This is a genomic window from Streptomyces sp. PA03-3a, assembly GCF_033792735.1.
Lineage (GTDB): Bacteria > Actinomycetota > Actinomycetes > Streptomycetales > Streptomycetaceae > Actinacidiphila.
On sequence record NZ_JARAVM010000002.1, the window covers coordinates 211,399 to 228,683 of the forward strand.

Genomic DNA, 17,285 nt, shown 5'->3' on the forward strand with positions numbered 1-17,285 from the left:
AGAATCGGGCACGGCCGACGACCGACCCAGTGAGTTCCAGGGAGCACCGCGCATGAGCCCCACCCTTCCCCCCGGCATGGACCGACCTCATTTCATCGGGATCGGCGGGGCCGGGATGTCGGGCATCGCGAAGATCCTGACCCAGCGCGGCGCCGCCGTCGCGGGCAGCGACGCGAAGGACTCCGGCACGACGGACGCGCTGCGCGAGCTGGGCACGACCGTCCACATCGGCCACTCGGCCGCGCACCTCGCGCAGGACGCGAGCTGTGTGGTCGTCTCCAGCGCCATCCGTGAGGACAACCCGGAGCTGAAGGCGGCCCGCGAGCGCGGCATCCCTGTGGTGCACCGCTCCGACGCGCTGGCGGCGCTGATGGGGGGCTCGCGCCCGATCGCGGTGGCCGGCACGCACGGCAAGACGACCACCACCTCCATGCTGGCGGTGAGCCTGTCCGCGCTGGGCCTGGACCCGTCCTACGCCATCGGCGGCGACCTGGACGCCCCGGGCTCCAACGCCCACCACGGCACCGGCGAGATCTTCGTGGCGGAGGCGGACGAGAGCGACCGCAGCTTCCAGAAGTACGAGCCCGAGGTCGCGATCGTGCTCAACGTGGAGCTCGACCACCACGCGAACTACGCGTCGATGGACGAGATCCACGAGTCGTTCGAGATCTTCGTCGGCAAGATCGTCCCCGGTGGCACCCTGGTCGTCGGCGAGCACTCCGGCGCGCGGGAGCTGGCCGCCCGGGTGGCGGGCCGCGAGGGGCTGAACATCGTGCGCGTCGGCGAGGACGAGGAGGCCGACGTGCGCATCCTGCGGGTCACCCCGCACGGGATGGCCGGCGAGGTCACCGTCCGCCTGGACGGCGAGGAGCACACCTTCACCGTCTCCGTGCCCGGCCGGCACTACGCCCACAACGCAGTCGCCGCCCTCGCCGCGGGCGTCGCGCTGGGCGTCCCGGCGGACGGCCTGGCCAAGGCGCTGGGCACCTACACCGGGGTGAAGCGCCGGCTGCAGCTGAAGGGCACCGCGGCGGGCGTCCAGGTCATCGACTCCTACGCGCACCACCCGACCGAGATGACCGCGGACCTGCAGGCCCTGCGCGAGGCGGCGGAGGACCGGCGCATCGTCGTGGTCTTCCAGCCGCACCTGTTCAGCCGCACCCAGGAGCTGGGCCGCGAGATGGGCCAGGCCCTCGCGCTCGCCGACGCCTCCGTGGTGCTGGACATCTACCCGGCCCGCGAGGACCCGATCCCCGGCATCACGAGCGGCCTGATCATCGACGCCGCCGCCGCCGCCGGCGCCGAGGTCACCGCCGAGCACGACAAGGAAGCGGTACCCGAGGTCGTCGCCGGAATGGCCAGGCCCGGTGACCTTGTTCTCACCATGGGCGCGGGAGACGTGACCGATCTCGGTCCGCGCATCCTCGCGCGCCTGGAGAACTGAGGAGAGGGAGGACCATGGCGTACGAAGTCGACAAGTCCGAGGAGCAGTGGCGTCAGGAGCTGACGCCGCAGGAGTACGCGGTCCTGCGCCAGGCCGGCACGGAGCGTCCCTTCACGGGTGAGTACACCGACACCAAGACCCGGGGCGTCTACTCGTGCCGCGCCTGCGGCGCCGAACTGTTCACCTCGGACACGAAGTTCGAGTCGCACTGCGGCTGGCCGTCCTTCTACGACCCGAAGGACAGCAAGGCCGTCGAGCTGATCGAGGACCGCTCGATGGGCATGACCCGTACCGAGGTCCGCTGCACCCGCTGCGGCTCGCACCTGGGCCACGTCTTCGAGGGCGAGGGCTACGACACCCCGACGGACCAGCGCTACTGCATCAACTCGATCTCGCTGCGACTGGCCCCCGTGGGGGACTGATCACGAAATCCGACGGCTAGGCCCCCCGCGTGGGGCTCGCGCGCCACGCGGGGCGCGTCCGTCGATTCCCCGCCCACCGGGTGGCAACGTGGCGCGGCATGGAACACCACGTACGGGCCAGGTTGCTGCTGGCCAGCGCCACCATGCTCTTCGTCGAACTGGCGCTGATCCGGTGGGCGGGCGCGAACGTCGTCCATCTGAGCTACTTCTCCAACTTCATCCTGCTCGGTTCGTTCCTGGGCATCGGGCTGGGCTTCCTCATCGGGGCGGAACGCGGCCAGTGGCTCAAGCGGTGGGCGCCGCTGCCGCTGGCGGTGCTGGTGGTGCTGGTGCGGGAGTTCCCGGTCCAGGTGCGGCAGAGCAGCGGCGACATCATCTACTTCACGGCGGTGAAGACCACCGGGCTGCCGCAGTGGGTGACGCTGCCGGTGCTCTTCCTGCTGGTGGCGGTCGCCATGATGGCGATCGGCAAGATCACCGCCGATCTGTTCCGGCAGCTTCCGTCGCTGGAGGCGTACCGCTGGGACCTGCTCGGCTCGCTGACCGGCTCGGTGGCCTTCGCGGGGCTGTCCTGGCTGCGCGCGCCCTCGCTGGTGTGGGGGCTGATCGCCGCGGCGGCGCTGTTCGTGCTCGGCGGCCGGCGGAACACGCTGCGGTACGCGCTGCCGCTGGCCGCGATGGTGCTGACGCTGCTCTTCGAGTCGCTGGCGCCGGGGGTGTCGTGGTCGCCCTACTACAAGATCGAGCTGACCCGCCCCGAGCCGGGCACCAGCTCGCGGACATACAAGATCGCCGCCAACGGCGTTCCGCACCAGAGCATCGCGCCGCTGCAGGTGCTGCAGCAGTCCGACTCGCCGTACGAGCAGGCCTACCGGGAGACCCCGGACAATCCTCACCGCAAGGTGCTGGTGATCGGCGCGGGCAACGGCAACGACGTGGCCGTCGCGCTGGCCAACGGCGCGCAGTACGTGGACGCCGTCGAGATCGACCCGCGGCTGCAGGAGATCGGGGCGCAGCTGCACCCCGCGCGGCCGTACGAGAACCCGCGGGTGCACGTCCACATCAACGACGGCCGGGCCTTCCTGGAGCGGACGAACACCACGTACGACCTGATCGTGCTGGCCCTGCCGGACTCGCTCACGCTGGTGTCGGGGGCGAGCAACCTGCGGCTGGAGAGCTACCTCTTCACCAAGCAGGCCTTCGAGTCGGCACGTGACCACCTCGCGCCCGGCGGCGCGTTCGCCATGTACAACTACTACCGGCAGCAATGGCTGATCGACCGCTTCGCCGGGAGCCTGGACCAGGTCTTCGGGCACGCGCCGTGCATGACGGAGTACAGCAAGCGCGCCGCGGTCCTGGTGGCCGGGCTGACGCCGGCGGACCAGAGCTGCGGGACGGTCTGGCGGGCCTCCGGGGCGGTGCCGCCGCCCGCCGACGACGACCACCCCTTCCCGTACCTGCTGAACCGCACCGTGCCGGGCCTCTACCTCGGCGCGCTGGGACTGATCCTGCTGGTCACCGTGATCTCGGTGCGGCTGGCCGGGGTGCGGCTGCGCGGGACGCTGCGCTACGCCGACATGTTCCTGATGGGCGCGGCCTTCCTGCTGCTGGAGACGAAGAACGTCATCGGCTTCGCGCTGTACTTCGGCACCACGTGGCTGGTGAACGCGCTGGTCTTCATCGGGGTGCTGCTGGCGGTGCTGGCCGCCGTCGAGGTGCGGCGCCGCATGCGCCGGCTCAACCAGACGGCACTGCAGATCCTGCTCTTCGTCACGCTCGCCGTCGGCTGGCTCGTCCCGGTGCAGGCCGTGCTGTCGCTGCCCTTCGCGGCACGCCTCGCGGCCGCCGTCGCACTCGCCTTCGCGCCGATCTTCTGCGCCAACCTGATCTTCTCCGACCGCCTCGCCAGGTCACCGGACCCGACCTCCGCCTTCGGTGCCAACCTCCTGGGCGCCCTGACCGGCGGCGCCCTGGAGTACCTGGCGCTGCTCACGGGCTACCGGGCGCTGCTGATCCTGGTGGCCGTGCTGTACGCCGGGGCGTGTGTGGCGATGCGGCTGTCCGGCGGCGGTGGTCCCGGGGACGGCGCGGACGGCGCGGGAAAGGGCCGGCAGGACGTCGCGGCGCAGGGAAACCGTCTGGTGCGCGAGGGGCCCCCTGCAGCACCATGACGGGATGCTGAGCGTCCTGCCGCCCTTCCTCGGTGCCTGCACCCTCGTCGCCGCGGCCCCCGGGCCGAGCACGGTGCTGATCATCAGGCACTCCCTGCGCAGCCGCCGTGCCGGGTTCGCGACCGTCCTCGGCAACGAGACCGGTGTGCTCGTCTGGGGCCTGTGCGCCGCCTTCGGGCTGACCGCGCTCCTCGCGGCCTCGCAGCTCGCCTACGACGTCGTACGGATCGTCGGCGCCGCCGTCCTGGTCTGGTTCGGGGTGCAGGCGCTGCGTGCCGCCCGGCGCGGCCCGGACCCCGAGCGGGCCGCGGCGGGTGAGGACGCGGCGGTGACCCCGTGGGCGGCCTACCGCGCGGGGCTCGGGATGAACCTGGCCAATCCCAAGGCGGCCGTCTTCGCGATGTCGTTCCTGCCGCAGTTCGTGCCCTCGGGCGCGCCCCAGCTCCCCGCGATGGCCGGGCTCGCGGCGCTGTGGGCGGTCTACGAGGTCGGCTACTACGGGGTGTACGTCTGGTTCGTCGACCGCCTGAGGCCGGTGTTCGGCCGCGCCGCGGTGCGGCGCCGTCTGGAGGCGGTGTCCGGCGGCGTGCTGGTGGCGCTGGGCGTCCGGATGGCACTGGAGGGCTGAGCGTCCCCGTCGGCGCCCCGGCCCCTCAGCCGCGGCGGGCGCTGAGCGTCGCCGCGAGCCAGGTGGCGCCGCAGGCGGCGAGCGCCGCCGCCAGGAGCGGCACCAGCGGAAACGGGACGGCGCCGGTACGGGAACCGGTGACGAGCCCGGTGACCGCCGCGTTGGCGGGCGATCCGGCGGCCACGAGGACCAGGACCGCGGTGAGGGCCGTGACGGGCACCGCCCATCCGGGGCGGAGCAGCACCGGCGGGTTGGTGAGGGCGCCGACGGCGGTGCCGAGCAGCGCGGTCACCAGGGCGGCGAGGAGGCCGGCCGCGGCCGCCGGGACCACCGGGACGGCCTTGAGGTGGTCCGTGGTGTGCGGGTCGGCGATGGCGACGACCACGGCGGTGCTCACCGCGCCCAGCACCACCGAGCACAGCAGCGCCGCCAGGACGCCCGCCGTGTGGGCCCGCCCCGGCCCGGTGGCGGCCGCCACGCAGGCACGGGCGGCCGGCGGCTCGGCCGTCACGCTGACCCGCACCAGCCAGGCCGCGGCCGGGAGCAGCGCGGCGGCGCTCCAGCCGAGGGAGTCCAGCAGCGGCTGCGGTCCCCCGGCGAGCCCGATCCCCATGACGGCCAGGTGCAGCAGCAGCGGCGGCAGCCAGCGGAAGGACCGCAGGAGCAGTGCGGTCCGGTAGTGCAGGGTCGCGGTCATGCGGGCTCCGTGGGCGGCTGCGCGGGACGTACCGAGCGGATGTGCCAGGGCGAGGCCGCGGCGAGCAGCCGCCGCAGGACGGCGTCGGACTCGGCGGCCGGGACGGTCACCCGCAGCGTGCCGGGCGCGGCGGGCTCGTGGGAGAGGCCGGCCGGCGGCTCCCCGCCGCCGCTGGCCTCGATGACGACCCGCGGCCCGGTGGTGTGCGGGGGCACCGGCACCAGCCGGGCGTCCTGGACGAGGTGGGCGGCCGTGGTGTCGGCGGCCAGCCGGCGCGGGTCGTGGTCGACGAAGACGACGGTGCCGCCGGCGGCGCTGCGGGCGCGCACGGCGTCGTCCAGGACGGCGCGCGCGTCCTCGTCGAGCCCGGTCCACGCCTCGTCCAGGACGAGGAGTTCGGGCTCGGCCACCAGCGCCTGGGCGACCGCCACCTTCTGGCAGGTGCCCTTGGACAGTTCGGCGAGCGGGGTCCGGGCGTACCCGGCGATGCCGAAGCACTCCAGCCACTGCTCGGCCCGCCGGGCGGCGGCGCGGCCGCCGAGCCCGTGCACGCGCCCGAGGTGCACGAGGTAGCCGTGCGCGTCGAAGGGCAGCGCGGGCGGGAAGCGCTCCGGGACGTACGCGGTGCGCGGGCGCCCGCTGACCCGGCCCGTGGTGGGGCGGTCGATGCCGGCGAGGATCCGCAGGACCGTGGACTTGCCGCTGCCGTTCGTCCCCTCGACGCGCAGCACCTGTCCCCGGGGCACGTCGAGATCGACCCCTCGCAGCACCCAGGGCCCGCCCGCCCCGTACCGGCGGCCGACCGCCTCCAGCCGCACGTCAGTTGGAGGGCTGGTGGGGCGTGGACTCGCTGGGCCGGACGATCACGAAGCCCTCCCCCTGCAGCATCAGCTGCACGGCCTCGCCCGAGCCGCCGCGCAGCATCGAGCCGAAGCTCTGCGAGCGGTGCAGGGAGGTCTGCAGCTGGGCGCTCCAGCCGACGACCGCGTCGGTGTCGACGTACACCGGGGCCTGCGGGGTGACCGGGATGACGATCGGGTTGCCCTCGCACATGACGCCGAGGCGGCCGTGCCCGGTGAAGACGCTGTTGAACAGGCCGCCGCCGGCCATCCCGGCGCCCTTCACGACCTTGATCTCGTAGGAGAGGGTCGAGTCGAAGACCAGCACGTTGCGGCCGTTGACGGTGAGGCTGTCGCCCGGGTCGAGGTCGACGACGAAGCAGTTGGCGGCCTCGTGCGCGAACCAGGCCTCGCCCTGGCCGCGGACCGACATCAGCGGCAGGCCCTCACCCGTGAAGGCGCGCTTGAGGAACTTGCCGACGCCCTGGCCCTTCACCTCGAACTGCAGGTTGCCGCGGAAGGCGATCATCGAACCCTGGCGGGCCAGGCACTCGCCGTTCACCGCGTACTTGATCGACTTGGCGTTCTGGAGGGTCATGCCGGGCTCGGTGGCCGGCTGCGCCGTGTTCTCGGTCGCGAAGAGGTCGCTGTGCACCCCGGCATCCTGGCCCGGAGGGATCGGCTCCGACAAGCTCTTGCGGGGCGGGTGGCAGACTGTCGAGGTGACAACCGATCCTCGCGACGCCGCACCCCAGTTCGTCCTGCCCCTGGTCGTCCGCATCGAGCGGGCCGCCCCGCCGGCGCGCACCGACGCGCTGGAGACGGCCGCCCGCGCCGTGCTCCTGCTGCGCTCCGACGAGCGCGCGACCGCCGCGGACGGGGAGTGGGCCGAGGCGGTACGGGGCTGGGAGGACGCCCGCATCCGCAAGGTCGTGCGGCGGGCGCGCGGCGCCGAGTGGCGGCGGGCCGAGACGCTTCCCGGCATCACGGTCACCGGCAAGTCCGCCGAGGTCCGCGTCTTCCCGCCGGTGCCGCTGGACGGCTGGCCCAAGGACCTGGCCCGGCTGCAGGTGTCCGGGACGGAGCTGGAGGACCCGGAGCCGCCCGTGGCGCCGGAGGGCGGGACGCCGGTGCTCTGGCTCAACCCGGGGGTGCAGATGTCGGCCGGCAAGGCCATGGCGCAGGCCGGGCACGGCGCCCAGCTCGCCTGGCTCGCGCTGTCCGCCGCCGAGCGCGCGCACTGGCGCGACACCGGTTTCCCGCTGGCGGTGCGCACGGCGCCGCAGGCCGGCTGGGAGGCGCTGACCGCCTCCGGGCTGCCCGTGGTGCGCGACGCCGGGTTCACCGAGATCGCCCCGGGCTCGTGCACCGTCGTGGCGGACCATCCCGCGCTGCGCCGCTGAGGCGGCAAGCTCAAATCAAGCTCTGAAACCCGCCCCCGCGGGGTTCACCGGCCCCGCGCCGGGCCAGAACCCCCGCAGGAGGAAGGGGGGCGCATGGAGCACTCGTATCTGGGCACGGGCATCGGCTGGCGGCCTGAGATCGCGGCGGCCGTCGAGGCGCTCGCGGAGGCCGGCCGTGTCGACTGGGTCGAGGCGGTCGCCGAGAACGTCTGCCCCGGCCGTCTGCCCGGCTCCCTGCTGCGACTGCGCGAGCGCGGTGTCACGGTCGTCCCGCACGGAGTCTCGCTCGGCCTCGGGGGCGCCGAGCGGCCCGGGGCGGAGCGGCTGGCCGCGCTCGCGCAGCGCGCGCAGGCGCTGGGCGCGCCGCTCGTCACCGAGCACATCGCCTTCGTCCGCGGCGGCGGGGAGCTGACCGGCTCGGCGCCTCTGGAGGCGGGGCATCTGCTGCCCGTGCCGCGGACCCGGGACGCGCTGGACGTGCTGTGCGAGAACGTGCGCATCGCGCAGGACGCGCTGCCGGTGCCGCTCGCGCTGGAGAACATCGCGGCGCTGGTGGCCTGGCCCGACGAGGAGATGAGCGAGGGGGCCTTCCTCGCCGAGCTCGTCGAGCGGACCGGGGTGCGCCTGCTGATCGACGTCGCCAATCTGCACACGAACCACGTCAACCGGGGTGAGGACCCCCTCGCGGCGCTCGACGCGCTGCCGGTGCACGCGATCGCCTACGTCCATGTGGCGGGCGGTGTCGAGAAGGACGGCGTGTGGCACGACAGCCACGCGCACCCCGTCCCCGAGGCCGTCCTGGACGTGCTGGCGGCGCTGTACGAGCGCGGCTGCCCGCCCGGTGTGCTGCTGGAGCGCGACGACGACTTCCCCCCGGACGGCGAGCTGGCCGGCGAACTGGCCGCGATACGCCGCGTGGTGGACGCCGGAACGGGCGGGCGCGCGGACGCGGCGCCGGACGTGCCCGCCGGGGTCGCCGCGGCACCCGGGGCGGCCCGCCAGCGCCTCGCGCTGCGCCAGACCGCGCTGCTGTCCGCGCTCGTGGCCGGGACACCGGTGCCGGAGGGCTTCGACCGGTCCCGGATCGGCGTGCAGAGCCGCGCGCTGGCCGCCAAGCGCGCGGGCGTCGTCGCCAAGGTGGCGCCCGAGCTGCCGGAGATCCTGGGGGCCGCGTACCGCCCGTCGTTCCTGCGCTACGCCGCCGTGCGGCCGTTCTCGGGCGGCTACCGCCGCGACGCCCTGGACTTCGCCGCGTACGTCCTCGACGGCCGGAGCGGCACGCACGACCCCGCGCTCACGCGGCAGTTGGCCGCGTGGTGGCGGGAGCGGTCGGGCCCGGCACCGCTCCCGGCGCGCGGGCCGCGGCTGCGCGGAAGGGTTTTCCCGGGACCGCGACAGCCCTCACACGTATTCATACGTATGCGGGACACGCTCCGTTCAAAGCTGCCATAATCTTTTTCAAGAGGCCTCCGACCTGCGGCGGGAATGGCGGCGGAGTCCATCGGGCACGAAAAGGCAACAACATATCAAGGCCCGCGCCCCGGATTCCTGGAATTCGCGAATACGTGACAGTTCCTCGCCTGGGACGGTTCAAACGCACTAACGTGCGGTCCCATGCGATCCACCCGTTACGCCACCGGACTCAGCCTCGTGGTCGGGGCTCTCGTGGTCACCCTCGCCGCACTGGCCTACCCCGTCATGTCCGGGCTGAACAGCCCCGCCGTGACCGCGGCCGGCGCCCAGACCGTGTCCACGCAGTACGGTCCGCTCACGCAGCTGGACCGTACCTTCGTCACCAAGGTCCGACTGGCCGGCCTGTGGGAGTTCCCCGCCGGGCAGATGGGCCTGCAGAAGGGGACGACACCCGCGGTCAAGCGCGCGGGGCAGCACCTCATCGACGGGCACACGAACCTCGACGCCACATGCCGCACGATCGCCCCCCAATTGGGCATCACCCTGCCCAACCAGCCCACACAGCAGCAAATGGGCTTTCTGGCCACCATGTCATCGGCGACCGGACAGGATTTCGACCAGAAGTTCGCGAATATCCTGAGGCTCGCCCACGGCCAGGTGTTCTCGGTCGTGGCCCAGGTGCGTGCCACCACCCGCAATTCGCTGGTGCGGGAACTGGCCGACCAGGCGAACGCGACGGTGCTCGACCACATCACCGTTCTGGAGAAGACCGGGATGGTCAACTTCGACCAGGTCGCCGTGGACACGACCGCCAGCCCCACCAACCCCGCCGCGGCGGTGCCGGTCTCGCCTGCCCCCGGTGAGCCGACCTTCATCGTCACGCCGTCCCCGACGTACTCACTTCCCCCAGCGGCTTCATCCCCCCAGCCGTCGCAGTAGAAATGAGCGATCCCATGCCCACACGACAACACATGAACCACCGGCGCAGGTTGAGCACCAAGCAACTCGTGCTGATAGCCGTGCTGGCACTGCTCGGCTCCGGCGGCACCTTCGCCCTGGTCACCGGATCGGCCTCGGCCCACTGGCGGTCCAACTCCGGCCACTCGGGCGGCTGGCAGAGCCCGAGCCCGGGGAACAGCACCAAGGCGGACAACGGGGGCCAGAACAACGGCGGGCAGAACAACGGCGGCCAGAACGGCTCCGCGGCCCCCTCCGCGGCCCCCTCCGCGTCCGCATCGGCCTCGGCGTCCGCGCCCGCCGGCGGCGGCTCGCAGACCAACGGCCCCTCCCCCGAGGACTTCGCCGACATCCGCTCGGTCAAGCCCAACGTCCAGCGTGCGGCGAACCAGCGGGGCGCCTCGCGCGGCACGTTCACGGCCCGCTGCGGCCGCAACGAGAACAAGCACCACAATCCCGACAACTTCATCGTGGCCCCCGGCGTCGCCAACGGCGCGCACCACGTCCACGACTACGTCGGCAACCTGAGCACCGACGGCTTCTCGACCAACGAGTCCCTGGCCGCGGCCGGCACCACCTGCGCCCGCGGGGACAAGTCGACGTACTTCTGGCCGGTCCTTCGCACCCGCTCCGCGAACGACGCGCCGGACGCCGACGGCAACACCGGCACCATCCTGCAGGCGACCTCGGTGCAGCTGGTCTTCGGCGGCAGCCCGACGTCCAAGGTGACGGCGATGCCGTCCACCCTGCGGGTCATCATGGGCGACGCCAAGTCCTTCACCAACGGCGTCGCCAACGCCAAGGCGTCGTGGAGCTGTACGGGCTTCGAGAACCGCCAGCTCACCGATAAGTACCCGCTGTGCCCGCAGGGCAGCCGCGTGGTCCGCACCCTGAACTTCCCCAGCTGCTGGGACGGGACCAACGCCGACAGCGCCAACCACCGCACCCACATCGTCTTCGCCGACGGCGCGGGACGGTGCCAGGCCGGCTTCAAGGCCGTGCCCCAGCTGAAGATGCGGCTGACCTACAAGGTCCCGCAGGGTCCGAACTTCGCGCTCGACAGCTTCCCCGAGCAGCTGCACAAGCCGGTCACGGACCACGCGGACTTCGCCAACTTCATGCCGACGCGCCTGATGAACCAGGTCGTCAGCTGCATCAACGGAAACCGCAACTGCGGCTGACGCGGTAGCCCGCACGGCCCCGCCGCCACCGGTCCGCCCGCCCCGATCCGGGACCCCCCCTGCACGGACCCCGCGGGGGTCGGCTAGAACTCCCTCATGTGGATGCTCTTCCTCCTCGTGGCCTGGGCCGCGGCGATCGCCTCCTGCACACGCCTGTGCAGGGCGGCGGTCGCCGCGGCCGATCTGCCTGACAGGGCCGTCGCACCGGCCGCCGAGCACACGCTCGGGCTCTACGAGATGGCCTTCCTGTCCGGCGGGCCGCGCCGGGTCACCGAGCTGACGATGGTCACGATGGGGCGCGAACGCCGTCTGCTGCTCGCCGGGACCGGCTGGGCGACGGTCGTGGACCCCGACGGCCGGGACGCCATAGAGCGCTCCCTGATCGCCGCCACCGGTCCCGAGGGTCAGGCCCCCGTCCCCTCGATACGAGCGGCGCACGCCACCTCCGACGGGGTCCGCGCACTGGCGCAGCGGCTCACCGACGCGGGGCTCGCGGTGCCCTCGGCGGCCCGGGAGTCGCTCTCCACCGGCATCCGCGAGGTCCGCGCGGCCTCCGCCCTCATCCTGGTCATGCTGACGGCGGCGACGACCCTCAGCCCCGCCGGCCGGTCCCTGCTGCCGTGGTTCGCGCTCCCCCTGCTGATCACCCTCGGCTGCCTGGCCATCGCGCGCTTCGAGATCGACCCCTGCACCCGCTGGGCCGCGCCCGCGGGCCAGGACCTGCTGCGCGCCGTCGACGTCCCCCACGGCCCGGCCCCCGACGACGACCGGCACATGCTCACCGCCCTCGCCGTCCGGGGCCCCTCCGCCCTCCCCGATCCCGCACTCCGCGCGGCCCTGAGCTGACGCGCCGCGCGGAGCCGGGCCTCAGGCCAGACCCGCCACCAGATCCGCCACCGACTTGCGGCGGCCGGTGTAGAACGGCACCTCCTCGCGCACGTGCATACGCGCCTCCGAAGCCCGCAGGTGACGCATCAGGTCCACGATGCGGTGCAGTTCGTCCGACTCGAAGGCCAGGATCCACTCGTAGTCGCCCAGCGAGAACGACGCCACCGTGTTCGCCCGCACGTCCGGGTAGCCGCGCGCCATCTTGCCGTGGTCGGCCAGCATGCGGCGGCGGTCCTCGTCGGGGAGGAGGTACCAGTCGTAGGAGCGGACGAAGGGGTAGACGGAGACGTAGTCGCGGGCGGTCTCGTCGGCGAGGAAGGCGGGGATGTGGCTCTTGTTGAACTCCGCCGGGCGGTGCAGTGCCATGTTCGACCACACGGGCTCCAGCCGGCGGCCCAGCAGGGTGCGGCGGAAGCGGTTGTAGGCGTCCTGCAGGGCGTCCGCGGTCTCGGAGTGCCACCAGATCATGACGTCCGCGTCGGCGCGCAGCCCGGACAGGTCGTAGGTGCCGCGGACCGTGACGTCCTTCTCGGCGAGCTGCGCGAAGAGCTCCTCCACCTCCTCCGCGTAGCGGATGCGGTCGTCGGGAAGGACGTCGCGCAGCCGGAACACCGACCAGAGGGTGTAGCGGATGACCTCGTTGAGGTCCTTGGCCTTCTTGCCGGCGTTGGGGGCCTTGGCGGGGGCGGCGGAAGCAGTGGAGTCGGTCATGGGGCTATTGTCCCGCGCCGGGTTCCGCGGCCCGCCGCAGGGTGCCCAGTACCTGCGCGGCCGCGCCGCGCGCGCTCGCGACGCAGGCCGGGATGCCCACGCCCTCGTAGAGGGCGCCGCAGACCTCGAGGCCGGGCAGCTTCGCGACGTGCTCGCGCAGCCGCGTGACCCGGGCCAGGTGGCCGACCGGGTACTGCGGCAGGCCGCCGTCCCAGCGGGTGACACGGGCCGCGACGGGGGCCGCGGCGAGTCCGACGGCCTCGCCGAGGTCCTCGCGGGAGAGGCGGACGAGATCGGTGTCGTCCCAGGCGAGGTCGGCCTCCTGGCCGTGCCGCCCGACCGAGGTGCGCAGCACGTAGACGTCGGAGTCGGCGGCGCCGCTCCAGTGCCACTTCTGGCTGGAGAACGTGGACGCCTTGATGGTGCGCCCGTCCACCGGGGGGACGAGGAAGCCGCTGCCGGGCAGCGCGTGGGCGATCTCGCGGCGCCGGAAGGCCATGGTGACCAGGGCGACGCTCGCGTACTCCACCGCCGACAGCTCCGTGGCGGCGCCCGGCGACTCGGCGGCCAGCAGCCTGGCCGCGGCCGGGGCGGGCACGGCCAGCACGACCGCGTCCGCGGCGAGCGTCTCGCGGGTGCCGTCGTGGTCGAAGGCGACCTCCCAGCCGTCGGGCGTGCGGCGCAGCGTCCGGACCGGGGCGTCGGTCTCGATGCGGGCTCCGGCGGCGCGGCAGGCCTCGGCGACGGCGACCGGGAGCCGCCCGACGCCGCCGCGGATGCCGGCGAAGACCGGGCCGTCCTTCCGCGCGGCGGCTGCCTTGCGCTGGCTCTCGCGGACGGTCTCGATCAGGGAGCGGCCGCCGCGCGCGCCCTCGTACAGCTGCGGGATCGCGGCGCGCAGCGAGATCTCGTAGGCGTTGCCCGCGTACACCCCGCCGAGCAGCGGATCGACGAGGCGGTCGACGACCTCGTGACCCAGCCGGGCGGCGACGAAGGCGCCCACCGCCACGTCCTCGCCGACCTTGGTGCGGGGCAGGACGTGGTCGAGCGGCAGCCGCGCGAGGCCGGCCGCGGACAGCACCCCGGAGGCGGCGAGCGATCCGAGGTCGCCGGGAACGCCCATGACGCCGCCCTTGGGCATGGGGCGTAGCCGCCCGCGCGTCCACAGGCCCGCGTTCGTCGTGGCGGGTGCCTCCAGGTCGTCGCCGAGTCCGACCGCGCGGGCCAGGTCGACCGCCTCGGGGCGGCGCGCCAGGATCGACTCGGCGCCCAGGTCGACGGGGACGCCCGCGATCTCGTCCGCGTACAGCTTCCCGCCCAGGCGTCCGGAGGACTCCAGCACGGTCACCCGTACCGCTCCGCCCTCCAGCAGGAAATGCGCCGCGGCGAGTCCGGAGACCCCGCCGCCCACGACCACCACGTGCCCGGCCAGGGGCTGCGTATCGCTCATGCCTCCACTGTCTCAGACGCCGGAACGAGCCCTAACCGTGACCTCTTCGGGATCACGGACCCGAAACCCGCCCCGCGCCCCCCACGTCGAATCGGCAACACATGCAACGGACCCGGGGGGATGCCCTGTGAGCACGTCAACCACCGTCACGCGCAGACCACTTGCCGCCGCCTTCGGCGCCCTGGCGCTGGCCGCCGCCCTCACGCTCACCGGCTGCGGCGCCGGCGGTAGCGAGAGCAGCGCCGACTCGGCAGCGTCCGACGGCAAGGCCGGGGCCGCCCCCGGCCTCGCCGAGCAGCCGGGCGCGCGGGAGCCCGCCGAGGCGGACGCGCCGAACGCCACCGACAAGGGCTCCGGCAGCGGACAAGGCACCGGGGCGGGAAAGACCCCGACCCTCGCACAGTCGTACATCGTGCGCACGGCGACGCTGACGGTCGAGGCCAGGAACGTCTCCAGAGCCGTGGCCAAGGCTCGCACGCTGGTGGAGGGCTCGGGCGGCTACGTCGGCAACGAGAGCACCAGCCTGGACGAGGACGGTCTCGAGTACTCCACCATCACGCTCCGCGTGCCGCCGGACGGCTACGACCGCGTCCTGAAGGACCTCTCCGAGCTGGGCACGCTGCGCAACCGCAAGGTAGACGCCCAGGACGTCACCGGCCAGGTCGTGGACGTGGAGAGCCGGCTCAAGACGCAGCGGGCGAGTGTGGCCCGGGTGCGGGAGCTGATGGACCGGGCGACCAGGCTCAGCGACATCGTCGCCCTGGAGAGCGAACTCAGCTCCCGCCAGGCCGACCTGGAGGCGCTCGAGGCCCAGCAGGCCTCACTGAAGGCACGGACCGGCATGGCGACGATCACGCTGGAGGTGCAGGAACCGCCCCTCAAGGAGTCGCCGAAGAAGAAGGACGACGGATTCTGGGCCACCGTGGGCGACGCCCTCGGCAGCGGCTGGCACGCCTTCTACCTGACCCTGCGGGGCATCCTCGTCGTCCTGGCCGTGGTGGCCCCGTTCGCGGTGCTGGCGCTTGCCGGCTACCTGGGCTTGCGGCTGCTGCGTCGTGCGCTGCCCGCCCGGCGCGGCGTCACCGCGCCCCCGGAGCCGCTGCCGGTGCCCGCGCCGGCCGGGGCGGGCACCGGCGAGGCGCAGCCGCGGGAGTAGCCCGGACGCGGTGACCCCGCGCCGGACGGCGCGGGGTCACCGGTGTCAGCGGGCCGTCTCGGTGTGGACGAAGTCCACGAGGCGGGTCAGGGCGTCGGGGTCCGTGGTGGGCAGGACGCCGTGGCCCAGGTTGAAGATGTGACCGGGGGCGGCTCCGGCCGAGTACAGGACCTCGCGGGTCTTCTTCTCGACCGCCTCGCGCGGGGCGAAGAGCACCGCGGGGTCCAGGTTGCCCTGGAGCGCCTTGCCGGGGCCGACCCTGCGGGCGGCCTCGTCCAGCGGGACCCGCCAGTCGACGCCGACGACGTCCGCGCCGGCCTCGCCCATGAGCCCGAGCAGCTCTCCGGTGCCGACGCCGAAGTGGATGCGGGGCACCCCGTAGTCCGCGACGGACCGGAAGACCTTGACGGAGGCGGGCATGACGTGGCGCCGGTAGTCCTCGGGGGCGAGCGCGCCGACCCAGGAGTCGAAGAGCTGCACCGCGCTGGCACCGGCCTCGATCTGCACCTTCAGGAAGGCCGAGGTGATGTCCGCGAGGCGGTCCAGGAGCTCCGCCCACAGCTCGGGCTCGCCGTACATGAGGGCCTTGGTGCGCTCGTGGTTGCGCGAGGGACCGCCCTCGACGAGGTAGCTCGCCAGGGTGAAGGGCGCGCCCGCGAAGCCGATCAGCGGCGTCTCGCCGAGTTCACCCGTGAGCATGCCGATCGCCTCGGTGACGTACTTGACGTCGTCCGGGTCGAGCGGCCGCAGGCGCTGCAGGTCCTCGCGGCTGCGGATCGGCTGCTCGACGACGGGGCCGACGCCCGGCTTGATGTCGAGGTCGAGCCCGATGGCCTTGAGCGGCACCACGATGTCGCTGAAGTAGATCGCGGCGTCGACCTTGTGCCGCCGCACCGGCTGCAGCGTGATCTCGGTGACGAGGTCGGGCCGCATGCACGACTCGAGCATGGGGATCCCCTCGCGCACCTTGAGGTACTCGGGGAGGGAGCGCCCGGCCTGACGCATGAACCACACGGGGGTGTGCGGCACGGGCCGGCGCCGGCACGCCAGGATGAAGGGGGAAGCAGCGGTCTGCTGGTGCGCACTCACCCCCGAATCTTCGCATGCGCCAAGTGGGCGACCCGCCCGACCGGGTGTCCTCCCTCACTGCGGGCCCCCTTCGGCCTACGCTTCCGGGCATGGCAGCGGCTCATGGGCACCTCTCTGACGGGAACGACGCCCCCCTCCCGTTCCAGCACGCGGTCGACGCACTGCTGCGCGCCCGGGTACGGCACGAGGTGGAACTCGATCCGGTGCCCCCGCCCAAGCGCCTGGCGCCGCACGCGTACGCCCTGGAGGCGGCGGTCGTCGTCGACGACGACGAGGAACTCGGGGACGGCCGCCTGGTGCTGCTCTACGACCCCGACGGGCAGGAGGGCTGGCACGGCACGTTCCGGCTGGTCACCCTGGTCCGGGCGGAGCTGGAGCCGGAGATCGCTGCGGACCCGCTGCTGCCCGAGGTGAGCTGGTCGTGGCTGACCGGCGCCCTGGAGGGGCGCGGCGCGGCCTTCACCGAGGTGGGCGGTACGGTCTCGCGCAGTTCCTCGCACCACTTCGGCGCCCTGGCCGGGCGCGAGGACTCCACCCGTATCGAGATCCGCGCCTCGTGGACGCCTCTCCCGGTGAGCGGCGGCGTACCGGACATGGCCGCCCACCTGGCGGCCTGGTGCGACCTGCTGTGCACCTGCGCGGGACTGCCCCCCGCGCCCACCGAGCCCTCGTGCCCCCCGCCCGGCGGCGGCGGTCCCTCGGTCGTGCCGCTCCCGAAGCGGCGCGGTCCGCAGCAGACCCGCTGAAGGCCGCCGCGCCCGCGCTGACCATTCGCTTTACCGCCGTCAACCAGCTCTGACACCCGGTGACCGCGATCTTCACACCTTCGATCGACC

Annotated in this window: 17 protein-coding genes; 11 read left to right on the forward strand and 6 right to left on the reverse strand. The window is 73.3% G+C overall.

The window, feature by feature from the left end:
- Positions 1 to 52: 52 nt before the first annotated feature.
- The 4 genes from murC to PV342_RS03165 all read left to right on the forward strand — a co-directional run bounded on the left by murC (position 53) and on the right by PV342_RS03165 (position 4,665).
- Complete coding sequence (gene murC, locus PV342_RS03150; protein ID WP_500315757.1) at positions 53 to 1,444, forward strand: UDP-N-acetylmuramate--L-alanine ligase; 1,392 nt, start codon at positions 53 to 55, stop codon at positions 1,442 to 1,444.
- Between the two features lie 14 nt (positions 1,445 to 1,458).
- The gene (msrB, locus tag PV342_RS03155; protein ID WP_018563195.1) at positions 1,459 to 1,866 is read left to right on the forward strand and encodes a peptide-methionine (R)-S-oxide reductase MsrB; all 408 of its coding nucleotides are present in this window, start codon (positions 1,459 to 1,461) and stop codon (positions 1,864 to 1,866) included.
- 98 nt (positions 1,867 to 1,964) lie between these two features.
- A complete protein-coding gene (locus PV342_RS03160; RefSeq protein WP_500315758.1) occupies positions 1,965 to 4,037 on the forward strand; it encodes a spermine/spermidine synthase domain-containing protein in 2,073 nt (690 codons plus the stop codon).
- Positions 4,038 to 4,041: 4 nt separating this feature from the next.
- Positions 4,042 to 4,665: a LysE family translocator gene (locus PV342_RS03165; protein WP_400795758.1), complete on the forward strand. Its 624-nt coding sequence runs from the start codon at positions 4,042 to 4,044 to the stop codon at positions 4,663 to 4,665.
- A gap of 25 nt (positions 4,666 to 4,690) precedes the next feature.
- Here PV342_RS03165 and PV342_RS03170 read toward each other — a convergent pair whose 3' ends face one another.
- Genes PV342_RS03170 through PV342_RS03180 form a run of 3 tightly spaced genes read right to left on the reverse strand, consistent with a single transcriptional unit; the run spans position 4,691 to position 6,856 of the window.
- Positions 4,691 to 5,362 carry an ABC transporter gene (locus PV342_RS03170; protein ID WP_386987149.1) on the reverse strand — a complete coding sequence of 224 codons (672 nt, stop codon included), beginning with the start codon at positions 5,360 to 5,362 and terminating at the stop codon, positions 4,691 to 4,693.
- The gene (locus tag PV342_RS03175; protein ID WP_500315759.1) at positions 5,359 to 6,180 is read right to left on the reverse strand and encodes an ABC transporter ATP-binding protein; all 822 of its coding nucleotides are present in this window, start codon (positions 6,178 to 6,180) and stop codon (positions 5,359 to 5,361) included. Before PV342_RS03175 ends, PV342_RS03170 begins: the two co-directional genes overlap by 4 nt.
- Position 6,181: 1 nt before the next feature.
- On the reverse strand, positions 6,182 to 6,856 hold the full coding sequence (locus PV342_RS03180) for an AIM24 family protein (RefSeq protein WP_089222974.1): 675 nt from the start codon (positions 6,854 to 6,856) through the stop codon (positions 6,182 to 6,184).
- Between PV342_RS03180 and PV342_RS03185 the strand changes: the two genes are divergently transcribed.
- The 5 genes from PV342_RS03185 (at position 6,798) to PV342_RS03205 (ending at position 12,001) form a co-directional block, all read left to right on the forward strand.
- Complete coding sequence (locus tag PV342_RS03185; RefSeq protein ID WP_018563201.1) at positions 6,798 to 7,604, forward strand: aminoacyl-tRNA hydrolase; 807 nt, start codon at positions 6,798 to 6,800, stop codon at positions 7,602 to 7,604. The genes PV342_RS03180 and PV342_RS03185 overlap by 59 nt on opposite strands.
- 93 nt (positions 7,605 to 7,697) lie before the next feature.
- Complete coding sequence (locus PV342_RS03190; protein ID WP_500315760.1) at positions 7,698 to 9,056, forward strand: MbnB/TglH/ChrH family RiPP precursor modification enzyme; 1,359 nt, start codon at positions 7,698 to 7,700, stop codon at positions 9,054 to 9,056.
- 162 nt (positions 9,057 to 9,218) lie between these two features.
- A complete protein-coding gene (locus tag PV342_RS03195) occupies positions 9,219 to 9,956 on the forward strand; it encodes a DUF4142 domain-containing protein (RefSeq protein WP_400795743.1) in 738 nt (245 codons plus the stop codon).
- A 14-nt stretch (positions 9,957 to 9,970) separates the two neighbouring features.
- Positions 9,971 to 11,155: a DUF1996 domain-containing protein gene (locus PV342_RS03200; protein ID WP_386987159.1), complete on the forward strand. Its 1,185-nt coding sequence runs from the start codon at positions 9,971 to 9,973 to the stop codon at positions 11,153 to 11,155.
- A 96-nt stretch (positions 11,156 to 11,251) separates the two neighbouring features.
- A complete protein-coding gene (locus tag PV342_RS03205) occupies positions 11,252 to 12,001 on the forward strand; it encodes a TIGR04222 domain-containing membrane protein (RefSeq protein WP_392606829.1) in 750 nt (249 codons plus the stop codon).
- A 21-nt stretch (positions 12,002 to 12,022) separates the two neighbouring features.
- Here the strand turns inward: PV342_RS03205 and hemQ are convergent, their stop codons facing one another.
- Positions 12,023 to 12,754: a hydrogen peroxide-dependent heme synthase gene (gene hemQ, locus PV342_RS03210; protein WP_018563206.1), complete on the reverse strand. Its 732-nt coding sequence runs from the start codon at positions 12,752 to 12,754 to the stop codon at positions 12,023 to 12,025.
- Between the two features lie 4 nt (positions 12,755 to 12,758).
- On the reverse strand, positions 12,759 to 14,204 hold the full coding sequence (gene hemG / locus PV342_RS03215; protein WP_500315761.1) for a protoporphyrinogen oxidase: 1,446 nt from the start codon (positions 14,202 to 14,204) through the stop codon (positions 12,759 to 12,761).
- 127 nt (positions 14,205 to 14,331) lie between these two features.
- Between hemG and PV342_RS03220 the strand changes: the two genes are divergently transcribed.
- Entirely contained in the window at positions 14,332 to 15,360 is a 1,029-nt protein-coding gene (locus PV342_RS03220) for a DUF4349 domain-containing protein (protein ID WP_500315762.1), read from the forward strand.
- Between the two features lie 45 nt (positions 15,361 to 15,405).
- Here the strand turns inward: PV342_RS03220 and hemE are convergent, their stop codons facing one another.
- Positions 15,406 to 16,449, reverse strand: coding sequence for a uroporphyrinogen decarboxylase (gene hemE, locus PV342_RS03225; protein WP_391575394.1), 1,044 nt, complete (start codon positions 16,447 to 16,449; stop codon positions 15,406 to 15,408).
- A gap of 89 nt (positions 16,450 to 16,538) precedes the next feature.
- On the opposite strand from hemE, the gene PV342_RS03230 reads away from it, so the two are divergent.
- Positions 16,539 to 17,195 (forward strand): DUF3000 domain-containing protein, encoded by a 657-nt coding sequence (locus PV342_RS03230; RefSeq protein ID WP_018563210.1) that lies wholly within the window; start codon positions 16,539 to 16,541, stop codon positions 17,193 to 17,195.
- Positions 17,196 to 17,285 lie beyond the last annotated feature (90 nt).

What these genes read in the sequence shown, in the direction of transcription:
- murC (WP_500315757.1), top strand. Translation starts at nt 53, where the DNA reads ATGAGCCCCACCCTTCCCCCCGGCATGGACCGACCTCATTTCATCGGG.
- msrB (WP_018563195.1), top strand. Translation starts at nt 1,459, where the DNA reads ATGGCGTACGAAGTCGACAAGTCCGAGGAGCAGTGGCGTCAGGAGCTG.
- PV342_RS03160 (WP_500315758.1), top strand. Translation starts at nt 1,965, where the DNA reads ATGGAACACCACGTACGGGCCAGGTTGCTGCTGGCCAGCGCCACCATG.
- PV342_RS03165 (WP_400795758.1), top strand. Translation starts at nt 4,042, where the DNA reads ATGCTGAGCGTCCTGCCGCCCTTCCTCGGTGCCTGCACCCTCGTCGCC.
- PV342_RS03170 (WP_386987149.1), bottom strand. Translation starts at nt 5,362, where the DNA reads ATGACCGCGACCCTGCACTACCGGACCGCACTGCTCCTGCGGTCCTTC.
- PV342_RS03185 (WP_018563201.1), top strand. Translation starts at nt 6,798, where the DNA reads ATGCCGGGCTCGGTGGCCGGCTGCGCCGTGTTCTCGGTCGCGAAGAGG.
- PV342_RS03190 (WP_500315760.1), top strand. Translation starts at nt 7,698, where the DNA reads ATGGAGCACTCGTATCTGGGCACGGGCATCGGCTGGCGGCCTGAGATC.
- PV342_RS03195 (WP_400795743.1), top strand. Translation starts at nt 9,219, where the DNA reads ATGCGATCCACCCGTTACGCCACCGGACTCAGCCTCGTGGTCGGGGCT.
- PV342_RS03200 (WP_386987159.1), top strand. Translation starts at nt 9,971, where the DNA reads ATGCCCACACGACAACACATGAACCACCGGCGCAGGTTGAGCACCAAG.
- PV342_RS03205 (WP_392606829.1), top strand. Translation starts at nt 11,252, where the DNA reads ATGTGGATGCTCTTCCTCCTCGTGGCCTGGGCCGCGGCGATCGCCTCC.
- hemQ (WP_018563206.1), bottom strand. Translation starts at nt 12,754, where the DNA reads ATGACCGACTCCACTGCTTCCGCCGCCCCCGCCAAGGCCCCCAACGCC.
- hemG (WP_500315761.1), bottom strand. Translation starts at nt 14,204, where the DNA reads ATGAGCGATACGCAGCCCCTGGCCGGGCACGTGGTGGTCGTGGGCGGC.
- PV342_RS03230 (WP_018563210.1), top strand. Translation starts at nt 16,539, where the DNA reads ATGGCAGCGGCTCATGGGCACCTCTCTGACGGGAACGACGCCCCCCTC.